Here is a 17811-nt window from a genome sequence, read left to right on the forward strand (position 1 = left end):
CCACAAGATATATAAAGGCGCCCGAATAAGGCGCCTTTTTTTATTTACATAGTTCATTGACATACTGAAAACCAAAATTGACACGTAGCTTAATTGGAAAAGCACTCGACTTTTAATCGAGGTGATGTGGGTTCAAATCCCTCTGTGTCAACTTTAAGGAGAATAGGCAAATATTGGTTTGTTGCGCTTGTCTGCTAAACAAGTCTGTCTAATCACAGTGAAGGTTCAATTCCTTTGTCCTCCGCAATACTGATACTATAGCTTAACTGGTAAAGCTAAGAGCTGTTAACTCTTAAGATGTGGGTTCAAATCCTACTAGTATCGCTAAGACAAGGTGGCTGAATGGTTAAGGCTACGGACTGCAACTCCGTTTTTTACAGGTTCGATTCCTGTTCTTGTCTCTAAAAAATGGAAGTATTGAGCAATTGGTTGGCTCACCAGACTGTAAATCTGGTCTCTTCGGAGCTTGTAGGTTCGAGTCCTACTACTTCCACTAAATATAATAATAAGGCGCTTTTAGTGTAATGGTAGCACAAAGGTCTCCAAAATCTTTAATCTGGGTTCAAATCCTAGTAAGCGCGCTAAATACAAATTATAAAATTAAAGACTCCTATCTATTTAGGAATATAGTATCGTAGCACAGTGGCTAGTGCACCCGACTGTCTCTCGGAAGGTCGCGGGTTCGAATCCCGTCGGTACTGCAAAGCAGGATTCGGGATGAGAAGTTTATCCTGAGCTAGGTGGAAGGGAATCCCGTCGATACTGCTAAAAAACGGAAGAGCAAGCCAATAGGTGGTGGCCGCAGTCTTGAAAACTGTTAGGAGCTAATGACTCGTGTGGGTTCGACTCCCACTTCTTCCGCTATAAATCTGGGAAGATAACGGTGGTTTTGTTTACTCGCCTTGGACGCGAGAGGTCGCAGGTTCGAATCCTGCTTCTCAGACAAATTAACTCATTTTGAAACTAACAATAATGAGTTCAAGCCTAGACTCTCTAAGAAAACAGAGACAACTCTGTTTCTCGGTCTAAAGTTATATCTATGGTGTAATTGGAAGCACAAGGGATTTCTAATCCCTAAGTCTAAGTTCAAGTCTTAGTAGATATACAAATGCTCTGTTCGTATAATGGTTTAGTACACCTCACTTTCTATGAGGAAATAGGAGTTCGATTCTCCTACAGAGTACAATTTTAATGCAGGAATGGCGGAACGGCATACGCGCTTGACTTAGAATCAAGATCTTGAGAGTTCGAATCTCTCTTCCTGTACGAATGCTCCGCTAGCCCAAATGGCAGAGACAGGCGAGAAAAAGCAACGCTTTATCGAAGATTGCGAGCGAAGCTCAGGTTTAAACCCGGTTCAGTCTAAGTTCGAATCTTAGGTGGAGTACAAGAAAGGCTCATGGTGTAAAGGTTCGAAATGCCAAGCATTCACAAGTACAAAATTATCAAATATTGACCTAATGAGTAATCCTTTCAGGTCATCAAACTAAGGTATAACTCAGTGGCAGAGTGCCGCGGCTATATCGCGGAAGTCTTGGGTTCGATTCCCAATGCCTTAGTTACTATCAATTCATAAAAATAAGGTCAATATATAGTACTTTATTTTTTACTATTTCGAATACCAAAAAATATTGCGATCCCACCTGTAAAAAACATTAACAGACTATATACGGCTGGAGCAATTGCAAAAGAAGTATTATGAAGTATAGCAATTGCAACGGTTATCGCCAAAGTACCATTTTGAATACCAGATTCTATTCCGATAGATATGGCGCCTTTTTGATGAACACGAAATAGCTTTGCAGAATAATAACCAATAACCATTGTCAAAATATTCAATAATAAAGCGACAAGACCAGCTTCTTTAAAATAAAAAATGAAATTGTCTTTCTCTTTAATAAGAATACCAACAATAACTAAAGCAAGTACCAATGCTGAAGCTATTTTTACCGGTTTAGCCATCTTTAATGCAAAAGACTCATTATACTTTCTTATGATCATGCCAATAGCAACAGGTATAATAATTATAACTAAAATCTGAATAATAGTTTCAATTACATTTAATTGAATAGTTTGATCCTCTGATAAAAAGTAAAGTAACGAAAAATTAACTATGAACGGTATCGTAATTATCGTTATCAAACTACTAAATGCTGTAAGCGTTACAGATAATGCAATGTCTCCTTTAGCTAAATGAGAAATCAAATTAGAAGTCGCTCCACCTGGACAGGCTGCTAATATCATAATTCCAATAGCTATTTCCGGTTTTAGCGATAGCACAGATGCTAACAGAAAACCTACAAGTGGTAAGACTATAAGCTGATTCGCTAAACCAACCAAAATTGCTTTAGGATAAATAAGTATTCTCTTAAAATCATCTATAACAAGAGATAACCCCATACCTAACATTATAATAAATAAGGATGCAGCTAAAACAATGGTCGATATATTATCCATAAAACTTGTTTTCTAATCTTACGGACTAATATAAAGAATTATTTATCAATACTCTGAAAATCAAATACTCTAAAATTAGAAAATGGTGTCTCTAGCTTATCTGGTAAAGCATCTCACTGTGAATGAGAAGAACAGGGTTCAAGTCCCGGAGTACACCCTAAAAGGAATAGTAGCAAAGTTGGTCAATGCGTCGGATTGAAGATCCGAAGATATAGGTTCAAATCCTATCTGTTCCACTAACAATTAAACTTTAAACTATGAAAAACAATCTATTACAAAGGTTTTTATGTAAAACTGAAGACACAGGAAGGTTCATAGTTCAATCCAAAATTACTGGTATTACCTATTTCGTAGAACCAATCGATAATGGCAAACCAGATAAGCTTTGGGGTGATCTAGACCCTGCTACTAAAAAGCTTACTGGTGATTACGGAAATTCTAGAAGAGGAGCTGTTAAAAAAGAAGATTCATTAATTCTGAAAGAAAATGGATTTAAGAACATCTCCATTTTTAAAGGAAGCCCTCTCGGAGAAATAGATAGGCGTGATCACGAATATGAACAATTAAACAATCCATAAATAACAAATGATGTAAAAACTAATATCATGAAAACACAACCAACGATTATCAAAAGAAAGGGAACAAATGGCTTACAACATTTACTTTTAAAATGGGCTACTATGTATATCAATAGTATGACCAAAGCGCTGTATCCTGATACAGATACCCCAAGTAGTAAAAATGATCAAAATCGATTTTTTTACAAATAAATAATTACTACGCAAATACATTGCGCTCATATAATAAATATTTGCAGAGTAATTAAACAAACCCTCTTTTATAAGGGGTAAACAGATTAGGGTTTGTAGTAATGCCCTGCTATTAAGTGAGGGAAATAAATAGCAGGGCTTTTGATAAAAAACATGATTATGAGTACTAAAAAAATATCTAAAGTTATTGATATAGATCAATTCTTAGAAAACAATAAAGAATTTTGGAGAGATTTAGAAACATACTGTGTTGCTGAATGCTGTGGAATTGATGCTTTTGATTTTTCAAAAGAACATATAGAAAAAACTATTTCTTTTTATAATTCTAAAGACGTCCTATCCAATATAGATGAGACCATTTTATTTATAAATACAAATCCCTTAAAGCTTATGAGTAGTTCAATTTTGAACCATTGCGCTTCAAAAGAAAAATTTATTGAACTCTTTAAAAATATCAAGCAAGTCTTGTTGGGTGTTTCTGTATAGCACTATTGTATGAAGTATTGCAGATTTGTATGATCACTTCATATCCAACTTGCCTTGAAGGTTTGACTATTAACCAAATAATAGTCTCGACTCTGTAGGTCGTGGGTTCGACTCCCACTCTGCCTAAGGCAGATAGTTCAGTGGTTAGAACAACAGACTAGTTGGTTGTCGCGGGTTCGATTCCCGTCAAAGCGCCATTTGCTTTGTAGCTCAGTAGGTAGAGCACTACACTTTTAATGTAGCCAAAATGGACTCAAAATCCGTTTTCAAGAAGTTCGGGTTATCTTCTAAAACTAATCCACGGCTTGTCAGGCTGTAAAAATGACAAAAACGTTGACTAGTAGATCAGTTCTTATGCTACTCTAGGGATAAGAACAATCTTAAAGGTTCTTTGAGAAATTAAAAAGGTTGGTACTAAGAAGTAATTACTTTTTTGAGTCCAGATTTTAGAACAATCGTATTTTTTCTAATACTTCTTCTTCTATCTCGATACTAAAAACTAATTGCAGAAAATATCACATATTATTTTCTCCGATCTGGAAAGATGATTTGCTGTCACCGTTTTTAACAAAAAAACAAACATCCTTAATACGTATAAAAGGAAATAGATAACACCTCCGTTACGGGATTATCGTCCAATTAATGTTGAATCTGTCTTTTTAAAATAAAAGACATAAAAATGAAAAAAATGAAAAGAGTAAGAATCAATGCTGGCAAAGTAGGCTTGGTTTTCAGAAAAGGAGATTACAATCGTGTTATAACACAAGGAATCCATTGGTTAAGATTTAATGAGCGTGTTATTCAGTATGATTTATCTAAACCCTTTGCAGCTCCAATAGCACTGGAACTCTTATTAAAAGATACAGTGTTGGAAGATATGTTACACCTAATTGAGGTAAAGGATAATCAAATTGTATTGGTTTATGAGAATGGTAACTTTAACAGTGTATTTTCTGCAGGTAGATACACACTTTGGAAAGGATTGTACGAATATGAGTTTACAACAGTAGATCTTAGTAAAATCTATATTACCGAGAAAATTGATAAATCTTTATTCAGCAATTACGCACTTAATAAATACATCCGAGTTTTTGAAGTTGCCGCGTATGAAAAAGCTGTACTCATTGTAGATGATGTATACGCTAAAACTTTAGGTAGTGGCACATATCGTTTCTGGAGAAATGATACAACTATCAAGATCGCTAAGGCAGATCTGCGTCAGCTACAGTTAGAAATAGCTGGTCAAGAATTATTGACAAAAGATAAAGCTGCTATTCGTATCAATTTCTATATACAATATAAAGTTGTAGATATTGAAAAAGCATTGCTTGATAATAAAGAATACGAAAAACAATTATACATCGCGATGCAATTAGCTCTTAGAGCTTTCGTAGGAAATTACACCTTAGATGAACTTTTGGAACGTAAAGATAGTATGGCAGAAGCTATATTGGAAACTACCAAAAATCAAACAAACAAACTAGGTGTAAGAGTATTGAATTGTGGTATTAGGGATATAATCTTAACTGGTGAAATGAAAGAAATCATGAACCAAGTACTAGTAGCACAAAAGAGAGCTCAGGCTAATATCATTACTAGACGTGAGGAAACAGCATCTACTAGAAGTTTACTGAATACAGTAAAACTAATGGAAGATAACGAAATGCTCTACAAGCTTAAAGAAATGGAATATGTAGAGAAAATAGCTGAAAAAATTGGTGAGATCACAGTTTCTGGTAATGGTGGAATGGTAAAACAATTGAAAGACATATTCTCTGTGAATAGGTAGGTGTGAAAAAAAATGCACTGGTTATTATAATCAGTGTATTTTTTATTTTTAATAGGTAAATCTAAACTAGTAATTTTTAAACTTTCAGGTAAAAAAATAAAGGAAAACAAAAAAGAGCGTCTCCACGCTCTTTTTCTTCACACAAATCATCTTAATTTAGGGGCTTATTCTAAAATTAAAACTCACTTTTTATAAATGTTTTCATCTTGGGGGAAATGAAAACGCTAACTCATTAACTCTGGTGTAAAGATACAGTTATTTTTCAATTCACCAAACTTTTTATGTATTTTATCTAAAAAAAATGTATTTAAACACGTTAAATAAATTTAAAAAACAATTTTTTGTAGTATTTTTCTTTCATTTTATTGTTTTGAAAAATATATTAAAATGTAGGTAGGGTATACTCTTTCTTTTTTGTTTTAGGGTTGTAATTTTTAACATATAAAGCAAAAAGTTGATGAAAAAAATAGTTTTAATCTTAACCTTTATGGTTTCATTACTACGTACTGGATACTCACAAGAAACGATTACGAGTAATCAAGATAAAATCGCAAGCGCTAATTATAAAAATAGTATCCGTTTACTTCCTCTATCAGCTTTATATGGAGAGATCAATTTTGAATATGAACACATCCTAAAAAATAATTTCTCTCTATTGTTACAAGCATACGGAGATTTTTCAAATACTGATGTTGTATCAAATGGTACTCTAGTTCCGGAAAGTAATATCACAGCGTACGAGATAGGATTAGAAATTGGAGGTAGGTATTATTTTTCAAAACGTAAAAATGCTCCAAAAGGTTGGTTTATTGGTGCCGGAATCATTGGTGGATATAAGGAAGTAGATTATAATGCATCTATATTTAACCCTAGAGATTATAACACGGTTATGATTGGAGGTTCTATAAAAGGAGGCTATCAATGGGTTTTTAAATCTGGATTTACTATTGGCGCGGCCAATCGCATTCAATATACGCAGGAACTTTCAGGACCAATGAATACATATATAGATGTTTTGCCAGAAATATCTATAGGTTATTCTTGGTAATATTGTTAAATTAACAACTTTATATATTATTCATTGTAATCTTATAATTGATCTAAAATTTTATAAAGAATGCCTGAAAATGTAATTAGCGTATGTGATGAGAAAGTATACGAACAACTGTATAGAGAACACGCAGAAAAAATATGCTACTATCTATATTATAAATATGGTGATATGGAAAAAGCTCAAGATATTGTACAGGATAGTTTTGCAAAACTTTGGACTAATTGCTCTAAAATTATTTTTGGAGCGGCTAAAAGTTTTCTATACAAAATAGCTAATAATGCTTCGATCAACGATTATAAGCATCAAAAAACCGTACTAAAATATAAATCAACTGAACAAAAAACCTACACCAATGAATCTCCAGAGTTTCAGATGGAAGAAAAGGAGTTCATGCACCGTTTAAATTCTGCTATTGGAGGATTAAAAGATGGACAACGAGAGGTTTTTCTTTTAAATCGAATTGAAAAGAAAACATATAAGGAAATTGCAGAAATGCTTGACATTTCTGTGAAAGCTGTAGAAAAAAGAATGCATTTAGCATTAGTAATTTTAAGAAAAAAAATAGGTAACGTATAAATTTACATTGGAAAGTATTAAGGTTTCCTATTAAAGGTATAGTAATAACAAAAACATTATGGAGAAAGATAATTTTCTAGGAAGATGGCTGACAGATGATATCTCTGAAGAGGAGAAGAAAGAATTCGAAAATTCAAAAGATTATCTTGCCTATAAAGATATTTTAAAAGGTGTTGACAAATTCGACCGCCCAGTTTTTGATCTCGATAAAGGATTTAAAAATCAAAAAGAATATAATAAAACATACAAAAAAACTTCTGAAAAGAAAGTAATTAAATTACGCCCATGGCTGTATGCAGCAGCAGCAGCTATAGTAGTTTTGTTTGGACTAAGAACAGTATTCTTTTCAACTACAGAGATATATACAGAAATGGCAGAAACTAAAACCTTGACATTACCAGATAATTCATTGGTTACCTTAAATGCTGATTCTTCTGTTGAATATGACAAAAGATCTTTTGCCGAAACAAGGATTATCCATTTAAAAGGGGAAGCTTTTTTTGATGTAGCGAAAGGTTCTAGTTTTACTGTAAAAACTAAAAATGGAGATGTTACTGTATTAGGAACAGAATTCAATGTCTATTCTAGAAATGAGCATATAGAAGTTCAGTGTTTTGAAGGCAAGGTACGAGTAAGCAACTCTAAAGAAACAGTAATTCTAACTCCTGGAAAAGCTATTAAATCTAATTCTGAAGGCGCATTATCCCCTCAAGAAATCAAAGAATCTAAACCTAGCTGGATGCAGGGTAAAAGTACCTTTAATCAAGTTACTTTACAACAACTTATCCAAGAATTAGAAAGACAGTATGACATCCGTATTACAGCGAATGATATTGATACCAAACGCTTATTCTCTGGTTTCTTTATACACAGTGATCTTGATAAAGCGTTGAAAACTTGCTTTGAACCTATGAATATTAGTTATACGGTCAATAATCAACAAAATATATCGTTAAAAAATAAGTGAGATTATTTAAACTAACTACATTTTTAATTTGTTTCTATACTGCTTTAGGTTATTCACAAGATAAGGTGGGTAAACCTAAAGAACCTGAATATAAACCTCTAGAAGAAATACTAAAAAATTTTGAAAATCAACAACAAATAAATTTCTCCTATGATGTAGAAGCAGCAAAAAACATCTTTTTAAATATAGATAAAGAAAAGCTATCTATTGCATCATTACAAAATGTAATAAAACTTCAGACTTCCTATCTACTGCAAAAAGTAGGTGAAAACGATTACATTCTAATTAAAAACACTAGAGTTGTAGATATCTGCGCTATTGTCATTGATGCAGTTTCTAAATTTGAACTACCACACGCAGATATACTTTTAGATAAGAAAACCATTGGTGTTACTGATAAAAAAGGTGTTTTTAAATTGCAGCTTCATCCTTTTGATACTATCTCCATTTCCTATCTAGGTTACCGAAACAAAACAATCAAAATTTCTGCGTTAACCACCAATTGCGACACTATTAGGCTACAACCGGAAATACAAAGTTTGGGACAAGTTTTGGTAAAGGAATACCTTACTGGAGGTATCCAAAAAAATCAAGATGCATCTGTAAATATATCCACAAAAAAACTTCGTATCCTTCCTGGACTTGTAGAACCAGATGTCTTACAAAGTTTGCAATTATTACCTGGTATTAACAGTCCTACAGAAGATCCCGCTGGATTATACATTCGTGGAGGAACACCAGGACAAAATTTAGTGCTTTGGGATGGAATTAAAATGTATCAGAGTGGTCATTTTTTTAACCAAATCTCTACTTTTAATCCATTTATTACCAAAAATGTAACTGTATATAGAGGTGGTACCAGTGTTCGTTATGGAGATAGAATATCTGGTGTGGTTGCTATAGAATCTGACGATGATCTTTTGGAAAAAGTACAAACTGGAGGAGGCCTTAATTTCACACATGTAGATGCATATTTAAAAGTCCCATTATCAAAAAAAATAGGGTTTTTACTGGCCGGTCGGAGATCAACAACAGATGTCTATCAAAATATAGCCTATAATAATCTAATAAGAAAGGTATTCCAGAATACGCGATCTAACATTCCGGATAATGGCGAAACATCAACATCAGAAGAACGTAGTAGAGAAGATGATTTTTCTTTTTCTGATAGCAATTTTAAAATTCTTTGGAAACCTAATGATAATAACACAATAAAGTTCAGTTCTATCTTCGCAGAAAATAGACTTGATAATAATAAAACTGTCATCGTCTCAGAAGCTAATCTTGAAGCGAAAGTTCAAGATATACTTAAAATCAGAAATTTTGGATTTAGTTTAAATTGGGATAAAAAATATCTTGAAGGTATACATCAAAATGTGAACTTCTATTTCTCATCTTATGATCAAAGATATAACAATATTGAAACTCGAACTTTTGGTGATGATGTAACAGAAAGTCTAATTAACAATAATAAGGTACAAGATATAGGAGGAGAATACACTGTACATTTCCCACTTAATAAAAAACAATCTTTAGATATTGGATATCAATTTACCTATAATCAAACAGAGTTTGAAACGAAAAACATTTTTTCTGATGAAACTGGGTTTGAGGAAGGAGGATCTATTATTGATGGAAATGGGACCAATCACACAATATATTCTGAATACAAATACAAGACTTCTAAAACATTTATAAATATTGGTTTGAGAGGATCACAAGTAAGTAACGCTAATTCATTTTTCATAGAACCACGTATGTTTTCTTCTTATGAATTATTGGATAACTTTACCCTCAACACTTCTGCAGAGCTAAAAAACCAACAACTTAATAACTATCTTACGTATAATAGTGCATTTGGAACAATTCCTACACTTCCTGTTGCTGATAATGTTTGGATTCTTTCTAATAACTCTTCAAATAATGAAGATGTAAATGTTCCTTTTATTAAAGTGGTAAAAAGTGCGCAATTTACGTTAGGAGCTCTATATACCTTCAAAGGCTGGAATTTTGACTTAGAAGGATATTACAAAAAAGTAACCGACATTTCTTCATTAAGTGATCTTGTACTAGATATAGCAGTTCCTGATGATGATGAAACTATTATTTTTTACGGAAAAGAAGAAAGAATTGGAGTTGATTTCTTAATAAAAAAAAGAATCAACAATTATAGATTTTGGGCTGGTTACTCACTAAGTAAAACCATTACATCATTTCCTTTTGTACAAAATTCATATTTTGATGGCAGTTATGATCAACGTCATGTGTTTAATCTTTCGCAGACCTTAGAAGTAAATCAATTTGAGTTTGCTTTGGGCTGGAATTATGCTTCTGGAAGGCCTTTTACTAAAATATTTAGAGACGATAACGACCTAGATGGTGGAGTTATTGACCCTAGAGGTATTAATTCTAGTCGATTTAAACCATATCATAGACTAGATGCCTCCGTGACCTACAGATTTCCTCTAAGTACATCAAAAAATACAAATGGAATGATTGGGATTTCACTAAGGAATATATATAACAGGAAAAACACCATTAGTCAGGGTTTTAGAGAAAATCAAGATGAGAATTTCAATTTTTATCTTGAGGGTTATGAAAATAAGTCTTTACGTTTTACTCCAGATTTTGTTCTTCGTTTTAATTTTTAATTTATCTACAAAAATGACCGCAGATAATCGTAGATGCTACAATTATTTATATGTTTTATTCATTACTATACTCTGATTAATATTTTTTAAAAAAAACTCTGCGAGTATGATTCAAAAACTATAACATATACGAGAATCATTAATAATAGTTATATTTAAAAATTAAAAAAACCTAGCGCTAAGAACTAAGTGAGATTATTTAAACTAACTACATTATTTATATTTTTCTCTATCACTATTGGTTATTCACAAGAAGTGAAATTACCCGTAACAAATGAAAAACAACTTCTAACGGACATACTAAAAGCCTTTGAGAACCAACTTAAATTCAATTTTTCCTACGATGTTACGGCTATCAAAAATATATCTTTAGAACTCCAAAAAGCGAATCTATCTATAATATCGCTTAAAGAAATAATAGCCCAAAAAACTTCTTATGAATTACAAAAAGTAAGTGAGACAGATTTCATTTTAGTAAAAAACAAAAAAGTTATAGATGTTTGTGCTATAGTTGTAGATGCTATCTCTCTATTTGAACTTCCACAGGCAGATATTCACCTAAATAAAAAAACTATTGGTCTTACCGAGAATAATGGTGTTTTTAAGTTACAACTTCACCCTTCTGACTCCATTAGTATATCTTACTTTGGTTATAAAAACAAAACAATTACTATTTCAGAATTGACTAATAATTCTTGTGATACTATTAGATTACAACCAGAAATTCAGAGCCTAGGACAGGTTTTAGTAAAAGAATACCTTACTGGTGGTATCCAAAAAAATCAGGATGCGTCGGTAAATATATCTACAAAAAAACTTCGTATTCTTCCTGGACTTGTAGAACCAGATGTTTTACAAAGTTTACAGCTACTTCCAGGAATTAATAGTCCCACAGAAGATCCGGCTGGATTATATATTCGTGGAGGAACACCTGGACAAAATTTAGTGCTTTGGGATGGAATTAAGATGTATCATAACGGTCATTTTTTTAACCAAATTTCTACTTTTAACCCTTTTATTACTAAAAATGTACAAGTATACAGAGGTGGAACCAGTGTTCGCTATGGAGATAGAATATCAGGAGTAGTCGTTGTAGAATCTGATGATGATGTGATAGAAGAAATAAAAACTGGTGGTGGTATTAATTTAACGCACGGAGATCTTTATTTAAAAATGCCTATCTCTAAAAATGCTGGTATCTTATTAGCAGGAAGAAGGTCTACAACAGATGTTTACCAAAATATTGCTTATAACAATCTGGTAAGAAAAGTTTTTCAAAATACTAGAGCAACAATTCCTGATGTAGGTGACGAGGTTACCTCGGAAGAAGAATCTAGAGAAGATGATATTTCATTTTCTGATGTTAATTTCAAACTCGTTTGGCATCCGGACAGTACCTCTACAATAAAGTTCAGTTCTATTCTTGCCGAAAATCGACTTGACAATAAAAAAAACATCATTATTGATGATAAACGAAATGAAACTCAGGATGTTCTAAAGCTAAGGAATATTGGTGCGAGCATAAATTGGGATAAAAATTATAATAATTCTATATCCCAAAATGCCAATTTTTACTTCTCATCCTATGATCAAAGGTATTCCTTTATATTAAATAAAATAGATGATAATATAGACGAAAGTACCAATATAGAAAATGCTGTAAAAGATATAGGGTTTGAATATTCTGTTCGGTTTCCTTTAGTTAATAATCATTCCCTTCATACGGGATATCAATTTTCGTATAATGAATCAAGTTATAAAGCATTATTCGATACAGGTTTTGGAGATGACCCAAACACTTTAGATGGCAATGGGACCAATCATACACTATACTCAGAATATCAATACAAAACACCTAAAACCTATCTTAATTTAGGGTTTCGAGCATCTCAATTAAGTAATGTAAAAGATTTTTTCATCGAGCCTCGTATGTTTGCTTCTTATGAGTTGTTTAAAAATTTCACTATAAATACTTCTGCTGAATTAAAGAATCAGCAACTTAATAATTACTTAACTTATATTAGTACTGAAGATGGGAGACTATCTACATTACCAGTTTCTGATAATGTTTGGATTCTTTCTAATAATTCTTCAAGTAATAATCCAGATACTCCTAGAATTAGAGTTTTAAAGAGTATGCAATTTACGGTTGGAGGCTTATACACATACGATGGCTGGAATTTTGATTTAGAGGGTTACTACAAAAAAATAACTGATGTTTCTTCTCTTAGTGATCTTATATTAGATATAGCTACCCAAGATGATGTTGAAACTGATATATTTTATGGAGAAGAAGAACGAATAGGTTTTGATTTGTTAATTAAAAAAAGAATCAACAATTATAGGTTTTGGGCTGGATATTCGCTGAGTAAAACAATAACTTCGTTTCCATTAGTTCAAAACACGTACTACAATGGGAATTTTGATCAACGACATGTTTTTAATCTATCCCAAACACTAACTCTAAATAAGTTTGAAATTGCACTTGGTTGGAACTACGCTACTGGAAGACCATACACAAAAATTGTGGCAGATAGTGCTGCGATATTTGGAGGTACTATAGATCCAAATGGCATTAATTCTAGTAGATTTAGAGATTATCATCGATTAGATGCTTCTGCAGTTTATCGCTTTAAATTAGATAAAGAAAAGGATTGCAATGGTATGATAGGTGTTTCTATTAGGAACCTCTACAATAGAAAAAATATAATCGGACAAAGTTACAGTGAGTTTACAGACGTTAATTTTAATAGAACCTTAGAAACTTCCCAAAATGAATCTTTACGTTTTACACCGGATATTGTATTACGATTCAATTTTTAGTATAATCAAAAACAAAACTGTAAAAATATACAGTCTTGTTTTTGATTAAAAATATTAAACTCTGGTTAATATTTGTTTAAACTCACCATCTTCATCATTGGTTACTGCTGTCATTGTATTACCAGAAAAAGTAATGGTTGCTTCTACAGCTTCAGCTCCATCCATATCCGAAGTAATCTTGTATTTATTATCCCCTAAGTTTTCCCAAGTACCTGTAAATGTATCTTCCAATACACAAGTACCATTTTCCATAACATGACTGGTCCCACTAAATTTTTCATCTTCTGTTACTGTAAGAACATCCTGTAAGTCGCAGGTTTCGACAGTCACTTCTACTCCATCTTCAAACTCTTGAGTTATTTTCCAAACTCCAATAAATTTGTCCTGTGCATCTACTGGTCCAGAATTATCATCATCAGAACTACAAGATGTAAACATAATCGAAGTGGCTACGGTTAATAATAAAATGATTTTTTTCATGATTGTTTTTTTACGTTTTTAAAATTTTTACAACCCTAAAACATATATCTATCAAAACACCCTAAAAAAATATTCAGCAAAAATCAAATTAAATTACAAAAAATTGATAATCATTCGTTTAAAGAATAAAAAAAAATAATTAAGTTTAAAAAACAAGTAGTTTTACATTCTTGGAAGTATTAGCAGTATAGATAATTCAACCAATAAAGTTAGAAAAACAAAAAAGAGCGTCTCCACGCTCTTTTTCTTCACACAAATCATCTTAATTTAGGGGCTTATTCTAAAATTAAAACTCACTTTTTTTAAATGTTTTCATCTTGGGGGGAATGAAAACGCTAACTCATTAACTCTGGTGTAAAGATACAGCTTTTTTTAAATCCACCAAATTTTTTGTGTATTTTATCTAAAATAAATGCTTTTTAACATATTTAAACATCTATAATTATCATTTATGTAGTCTATTTCTTACTCTTAAAATTTAAACAAAAAAATAGCCTCAACTGTTATGCAACAAATGAGACTATTATTTTACTTCCTATCTATATGATTAATACCTCAACAACTCTTCTATCTTAGTTTTTACTTTTTCTGTAGAAGGAATCATGGTCTGTTCTAATGTACTATTTAATGGGATTGCTGGCATATTCTCTGAACCAATAGTCATCACCGGTGCATCAAGATATCGGAAACATTCTTCCTGAATTTTTCCCGATAATGCTCTTGCGAAGGAATTATTAGTTGGTTCTTCTGTTACCACCAAACACTTCTTTGTCTTTTTTACTGATTCCATTATAGTTTCTTCATCTAATGGATATAGTGTTCGCAAATCTATTATTTCTACAACTTCTTTTAACTCCTTAGAAGCATTCAGCGCCCAGTGTACACCCATTCCGTAAGTAACTACCGTTAACGTCTCCTTCTCATCTTCAGGCCATATTTGTTGTACTACATTAGCTTTGCCAAAAGGTAGTATATAATCTTCTGCTGGTTCTATAGTTCTTGCAGCGTCTGTACCTTTTACCTTAGACCAATACAATCCTTTATGTTCTAAAATCACCACGGGATTAGGATCGTAATATGCCGCTTTCATTAAACCTTTTAGGTCTGCTCCATTACTTGGATAAGCTATTTTAATACCTCTTATATTAGTAACAACGGATTCTACCGATGAGGAATGATAAGGTCCTCCACTTCCATATGCCCCTATCGGAACTCTTAGAATCATAGAAACAGGCCATTTACCATTAGATAAATAACAAGATCTACTTACTTCTGTAAATAACTGATTCAATCCTGGCCATATATAGTCCGCAAACTGTACTTCTACAATTGGTTTTAAGCCTACAGCAGACATTCCTACAGTAGACCCTACAATAAATGCTTCTTGTATAGGTGTATTAAAAACTCGTTCATCACCAAACTTTTGCGCTAATGTTGCTGCCTCTCTAAATACTCCACCTAATCTTCCTCCTACGTCTTGTCCATATAATAAACACTCTTTATGTTTCTTCATTAGCTCTTCTACTGCAAACAGAGCACAATCTACCATTACTACCTCATCCTTATCAGAAGGAGATCGTTCTCCTTTTTCTTCAGTAATTGGAGTAGGCGCGAAATCATGGGTAAACAAATCTTCTGGTTTTGGATCTTCTGCTTTCATTGCTTCCTGAAGATCTGTAGTAACGGTTTGTTTAGCCTCCTCTTCCAAACTATCTAACTCATCACCTGTAAAACCAGCTTCTAATAATTGATTTCGCAATACCGGATAAGGGTCTCTAGAACGAGCTTCTTCCAGGTCATCCCTATACCATTCCATGCGTACTCCAGATGTATGATGATTTAGTAAAGGTACTCTTGCGTGAACTAAAATTGGTCTTCGTTCTTCTCTTATAATTCGAATAGCATTTTGAACAGCTATATAACTCTCTGTAAAATTAGCTCCATCAATTGTAATCGCTTCTAACCCATGAAATCCTGCAGCATATTCGTACGCACTTTGTGCTCTGGTTTCTTTCTCATTGGCAGAAATATCCCATCCATTATCTTGTACAACGTATAATATTGGTAACTGCTTTAAAGCTGCCATTTGAAAAGCTTCTGCAATCTCTCCTTCTGTTACCGAAGCATCACCTAACGAACACACCACTAGTGGTGCTTTTATTATCTCACTCTTGCTGGAATCATTATGTGGAATATTTAATAACTCTTTATACTGCATTCCCAGTGCTACACCAGTAGAAGGAATCGCCTGCATACCTGTAGCAGAGGATTGATGAGGGATTTTTGGTTTATCATCCTCATTTAAACTTGGATGTGAGTAATAGGTTCTTCCACCAGAAAAAGGATCATCTTTCTTTGCTAACAGTTGTAACATTAAGTCATAAGGTCTCATCCCTATTCCTAATAACATTGAATCATCTCTATAATAAGGAAAAGCATAATCTTGAGGCAATAATTGCATAGCTACCGCTATCTGAATTGCTTCATGACCTCTTGATGTCGCATGAACATATTTTGAAACTGTTTTAAAATTTTCTTCATATAGTTCTGTCATGCTTTTAGCAGTACAAAGTGTGCTAAATGCTTTTTTAAGAACTTCTTTTTCTATAGTTGTTGAGGCTACCATATATCCCTTATTTTTTTGATCTACAATCTACGAATCACCAGTATTGGCGATAACTATTATCCTACCTTCTCTGTTATTGATACCGGTATTATCCAATTAAACGTATCTTCCATTTTTTGAGTCTTGATATTATCAAGTGTATTTTTTACATCTTGGCTCACGGGGTTGTTGTCGGATAAAGTAAGTACCTCATCTTTATACCCTATAGCTTCTATCATAGCAATAGCTACTGCTGTTCCTGTACCAAAGGCTTCTTCTAATTGTCCTTCGTTAGCACATGTTATTAACTCATCAATTGTAATTGGACGCTCTTCTACCTCAAAACCTTTATCTTTCAATAAAGTGATAACACTATCCCTTGTAATTCCTTTTAATATAGAACCGTCTGTAGAAGGTGTAATAAATTTGCCTCCTATTTTGAAAAATATATTCATGGTCCCTACTTCCTGGATATACTTATGCTCGTTAGCATCTAACCATAATACTTGATCATATCCCTTTGCCTTGGCTTTTTCTGTTGGTAGAATTGCTGCTGCATAATTACCCGCAGCTTTTGCTTCTCCTGTACCACCATCTGCAGCTCTTATATACTCTGTTTCTGCATATAATCTAATCTTTTTTGTAAAAAATGGTCCTGCAGGAGAACAGATCACTATGAACTTGTAACTTGTAGCAGCTCTCATACCTATAAAAGGTTCATCTGCATACATGAAAGGTCTTAGATACAAAGCGCTTCCATCTTTTGGAGGAATCCAACTGTCTTCTACCCCAACAATTTGTTTTACCGCTTCTACAAATAAATCCACCGGAACTAAAGGCATTCCTAATCTCGCAGCACTATGATTAAAACGTTTTGCATTCTCTTCTGGTCTAAAAAGTAATGGTGTATTCTCCTTACCTACGGTAGCTTTCATTCCTTCAAAAATTGCTTGTCCGTAATGCAATGCCATTGCAGCAGGATGTGTTGGAATTAATTCTAATGGTTCTATTCTGGGATTGTTCCAAGCGCCATTTTCATATTCACAGATAAACATATGGTCTGTAAAAGTTGTTCCTAAAGGAATATTATCAAAATCAATATCCTTAAGTTTTGAATTTGCGGTCTTTGTAATTTTGATTTGTTGTTCCATTC

General features: G+C 32.9%; 13 protein-coding genes and 14 tRNA genes. 23 read left to right on the forward strand and 4 right to left on the reverse strand.

From position 1 onward, the window contains the following. The first annotated feature begins 78 nt into the window (after window positions 1–78). The 11 genes from J8L88_RS07300 to J8L88_RS07350 all read left to right on the forward strand — a co-directional run bounded on the left by J8L88_RS07300 (window position 79) and on the right by J8L88_RS07350 (window position 1559). Window positions 79–151 (forward strand) — tRNA-Lys (locus J8L88_RS07300). Between the two features lie 6 nt (window positions 152–157). Then, window positions 158–244 (forward strand) — tRNA-Ser (locus J8L88_RS07305). Between the two features lie 7 nt (window positions 245–251). Beyond that, window positions 252–324 (forward strand) — tRNA-Asn (locus J8L88_RS07310). 4 nt (window positions 325–328) lie between these two features. Further along, window positions 329–401, forward strand: a tRNA-Cys gene (locus J8L88_RS07315). Between the two features lie 9 nt (window positions 402–410). After that, window positions 411–493, forward strand: a tRNA-Tyr gene (locus tag J8L88_RS07320). Between the two features lie 17 nt (window positions 494–510). Further along, window positions 511–581: transfer RNA gene (locus J8L88_RS07325), tRNA-Trp, on the forward strand. Window positions 582–628: 47 nt separating this feature from the next. Then, window positions 629–701: transfer RNA gene (locus J8L88_RS07330), tRNA-Asp, on the forward strand. Between the two features lie 73 nt (window positions 702–774). Then, window positions 775–861 (forward strand) — tRNA-Ser (locus J8L88_RS07335). 8 nt (window positions 862–869) lie between these two features. Then, window positions 870–943 (forward strand) — tRNA-Pro (locus J8L88_RS07340). A 250-nt stretch (window positions 944–1193) separates the two neighbouring features. Beyond that, window positions 1194–1266, forward strand: a tRNA-Leu gene (locus J8L88_RS07345). Window positions 1267–1487: 221 nt separating this feature from the next. Further along, window positions 1488–1559: transfer RNA gene (locus tag J8L88_RS07350), tRNA-Ile, on the forward strand. A 40-nt stretch (window positions 1560–1599) separates the two neighbouring features. Here J8L88_RS07350 and J8L88_RS07355 read toward each other — a convergent pair. Then, complete coding sequence (locus J8L88_RS07355; RefSeq protein ID WP_211060386.1) at window positions 1600–2457, reverse strand: bile acid:sodium symporter family protein; 858 nt, start codon at window positions 2455–2457, stop codon at window positions 1600–1602. 82 nt (window positions 2458–2539) lie between these two features. Between J8L88_RS07355 and J8L88_RS07360 the strand changes: the two genes are divergently transcribed. The 12 genes from J8L88_RS07360 to J8L88_RS07415 all read left to right on the forward strand — a co-directional run bounded on the left by J8L88_RS07360 (window position 2540) and on the right by J8L88_RS07415 (window position 13573). Continuing rightward, window positions 2540–2617 (forward strand) — tRNA-His (locus tag J8L88_RS07360). A gap of 3 nt (window positions 2618–2620) precedes the next feature. Further along, window positions 2621–2693 (forward strand) — tRNA-Phe (locus tag J8L88_RS07365). A 21-nt stretch (window positions 2694–2714) separates the two neighbouring features. Then, window positions 2715–3035, forward strand: coding sequence for a hypothetical protein (locus J8L88_RS07370; protein ID WP_027395294.1), 321 nt, complete (start codon window positions 2715–2717; stop codon window positions 3033–3035). A gap of 27 nt (window positions 3036–3062) precedes the next feature. Continuing rightward, on the forward strand, window positions 3063–3227 hold the full coding sequence (locus J8L88_RS07375) for a hypothetical protein (RefSeq protein ID WP_155839767.1): 165 nt from the start codon (window positions 3063–3065) through the stop codon (window positions 3225–3227). A gap of 159 nt (window positions 3228–3386) precedes the next feature. Next, window positions 3387–3713: a DUF6331 family protein gene (locus J8L88_RS07380; RefSeq protein ID WP_027395293.1), complete on the forward strand. Its 327-nt coding sequence runs from the start codon at window positions 3387–3389 to the stop codon at window positions 3711–3713. Between the two features lie 127 nt (window positions 3714–3840). Beyond that, window positions 3841–3910: transfer RNA gene (locus tag J8L88_RS07385), tRNA-OTHER, on the forward strand. Window positions 3911–4401: 491 nt separating this feature from the next. Continuing rightward, window positions 4402–5502, forward strand: coding sequence for a slipin family protein (locus J8L88_RS07390; protein ID WP_211060387.1), 1101 nt, complete (start codon window positions 4402–4404; stop codon window positions 5500–5502). A gap of 457 nt (window positions 5503–5959) precedes the next feature. Continuing rightward, window positions 5960–6550: a DUF3575 domain-containing protein gene (locus tag J8L88_RS07395; RefSeq protein WP_211060388.1), complete on the forward strand. Its 591-nt coding sequence runs from the start codon at window positions 5960–5962 to the stop codon at window positions 6548–6550. A gap of 69 nt (window positions 6551–6619) precedes the next feature. Continuing rightward, on the forward strand, window positions 6620–7132 hold the full coding sequence (locus J8L88_RS07400) for an RNA polymerase sigma factor (protein WP_211060389.1): 513 nt from the start codon (window positions 6620–6622) through the stop codon (window positions 7130–7132). A gap of 58 nt (window positions 7133–7190) precedes the next feature. Further along, window positions 7191–8099 (forward strand): FecR family protein, encoded by a 909-nt coding sequence (locus tag J8L88_RS07405; RefSeq protein WP_211060390.1) that lies wholly within the window; start codon window positions 7191–7193, stop codon window positions 8097–8099. Then, window positions 8096–10750, forward strand: a complete 2655-nt coding sequence (locus J8L88_RS07410; RefSeq protein ID WP_211060391.1) for a TonB-dependent receptor plug domain-containing protein — start codon at window positions 8096–8098, stop codon at window positions 10748–10750. Before J8L88_RS07405 ends, J8L88_RS07410 begins: the two co-directional genes overlap by 4 nt. Before the next feature lie 189 nt (window positions 10751–10939). After that, window positions 10940–13573, forward strand: a complete 2634-nt coding sequence (locus tag J8L88_RS07415; protein WP_211060392.1) for a TonB-dependent receptor plug domain-containing protein — start codon at window positions 10940–10942, stop codon at window positions 13571–13573. Between the two features lie 54 nt (window positions 13574–13627). Here the strand turns inward: J8L88_RS07415 and J8L88_RS07420 are convergent, their stop codons facing one another. The 3 genes from J8L88_RS07420 to J8L88_RS07430 all read right to left on the reverse strand — a co-directional run bounded on the left by J8L88_RS07420 (window position 13628) and on the right by J8L88_RS07430 (window position 17809). After that, window positions 13628–14053, reverse strand: a complete 426-nt coding sequence (locus J8L88_RS07420) for a lipocalin family protein (protein WP_027395286.1) — start codon at window positions 14051–14053, stop codon at window positions 13628–13630. Between the two features lie 547 nt (window positions 14054–14600). Then, window positions 14601–16679: a thiamine pyrophosphate-dependent enzyme gene (locus J8L88_RS07425; protein WP_211060393.1), complete on the reverse strand. Its 2079-nt coding sequence runs from the start codon at window positions 16677–16679 to the stop codon at window positions 14601–14603. A 56-nt stretch (window positions 16680–16735) separates the two neighbouring features. Beyond that, the gene (locus J8L88_RS07430) at window positions 16736–17809 is read right to left on the reverse strand and encodes a branched-chain amino acid aminotransferase (protein ID WP_211060394.1); all 1074 of its coding nucleotides are present in this window, start codon (window positions 17807–17809) and stop codon (window positions 16736–16738) included. Between the last annotated feature and the right edge of the window lie 2 nt (window positions 17810–17811).

This window comes from Aquimarina sp. MMG015, from assembly GCF_018100855.1.
GTDB classification, from domain to species: Bacteria; Bacteroidota; Bacteroidia; order Flavobacteriales; family Flavobacteriaceae; genus Aquimarina; species Aquimarina latercula.